Annotated in this window: 1 protein-coding gene and 1 pseudogene; one reads left to right on the forward strand and one right to left on the reverse strand. The window is 30.8% G+C overall.

The window, feature by feature from the left end; genetic code table 11:
- Positions 1-189: pseudogene (locus tag L8X97_RS08240) on the forward strand (peroxide stress protein YaaA); the annotation flags it as partial.
- Between the two features lie 23 nt (positions 190-212).
- On the opposite strand, the gene L8X97_RS08245 reads toward L8X97_RS08240, so the two are convergent.
- Positions 213-1,421 carry a major outer membrane protein gene (locus L8X97_RS08245; protein WP_263663064.1) on the reverse strand — a complete coding sequence of 403 codons (1,209 nt, stop codon included), beginning with the start codon at positions 1,419-1,421 and terminating at the stop codon, positions 213-215.
- Positions 1,422-1,658: the final 237 nt, after the last annotated feature.

Raw genomic sequence — 1,658 nt, forward strand, 5'->3', positions numbered from 1 at the left:
TTTTTAAAAAATTCCAAAACTTTAAGTCATTTTGCTAAAGCTTATAGGGGTAAAATACTAAGAGTATTAGCAAGTAAAAATATATATAATAAAGAAGCTTTGCTTGAAAATCTACCTAATGATTTAAAAATAAAAGAAATTAAGATACAAGGAATAAAAGAAGAGATAATTTTAGATATAGTAAGCTAAGCCTTTTGGCTTAGCTTTTATAATTAGAATTTGTATAGAGCTTCAAGTCTGATGAATTGATCATCGCTATCATGAACACCAGCTTTATTGAAATCTTCAGTTAAGTAAGAATAGAATCCACTAAATGTAAGTTTTGGGCTATATGCATAAGATACTCTTGCGATATATTCATTTTTATCTGTTTCAGCACCTGCTGCATATTCAGTTTTACCACCGATATAGTCAAATCCTACTCTAACAGTTTCAGCAAAAGTATAACCTAAACCTGCAAAATAGAAGAAGTTTTCACCTATACTACCTCTTAAATCACTACCAGTAGAATAGAAAATTTGCTCACCTGGAGCGATTACTCTACCTTTATCTTCTAAAACTACTAAGCTAGCTTTGTCTTTTTCACCATAACCAACGATACCTGCTTGGAAATCAAAAGCAGAAATTTGTCCTTGTAATTGAGCAGCGTAGAAATTGCTATTATCTAGACCTAATTTTTCTTTATCACTATCCAAGCTATTTCCTAAGTATTGAGCTTGGATTTTGAAGTTAGCATCGTTGAATGCAAATTTATAGCTAGCATCTACTGCATATAAAAATGCCCAATTGTTTGAATAAGCAGCCCATACTTGGAAAGCAAATGGATCAAAATCACCTAATACAGCAGCACCATATAAAGAAGTATCAGCAATACCTAAATCTGTAAAATCTCCATCGCTTGTAACATTGAAGCTATCAAACCAATAACCAGCAAAAGTTAAACCTTCGATAGAATTATTAAGAATTTTAGCTCCTGTTCCTACTGCATCATCAGTCCAAATAGAACCAACTTCCATTTTACCAAAGATTACATTTGTAGCGTAAGCTTCATTAGTATATTCTAAGTAAGCTTGTTGAACTGCAAAAGTACTATCAGTATCAGTTTCAGCTTTAGCTTTAGCATTTGGGCTATTAAAACCAAGTTCACTTGTACTATATTGGAATTGAACAAAAGCTTTGAAGTTATCATCTAAAGCTGCTTTGAAATTTAATTGAGATTTAAATTTATGCTTGTTTTCTTTAGAGCTGTTGTAACCATCTACAATTGTATTGCCAATATCTCTTCTATCAGATTCAAATCTATATCTGAACATTCCTGATACATCAACATCTTTTATAGCTTCTTCAAGTGAAACAGCGTTAGCTGCTGAAAAAGCACCTGCAGCTAATGCTGCTACTAAACTAAGTTTAACTAGTTTCATGAGAATTCTCCTTATTAAAATTAAAACTATGGCTTGTATTATAGCATAGTTTTATATAAGAATTCTTAAAGTAAATAAAAACGATAAAAATATATTATAGGGTTGTATTTATAGATTGAATTATCTTTAAAGATCTAGTTTGAAACTAGATCTTTAAAAACTAAGGAGTTATCTATGAATGTTTGCTTTTACAAGTGTAATTATGCTCTTTGATAGTTAATGTTTGGAAACTGAGGG

Source organism: Campylobacter sp. CNRCH_2013_0671h (assembly GCF_025773055.1).
Classification (GTDB): Bacteria; Campylobacterota; Campylobacteria; order Campylobacterales; family Campylobacteraceae; genus Campylobacter_D; species Campylobacter_D lari_D.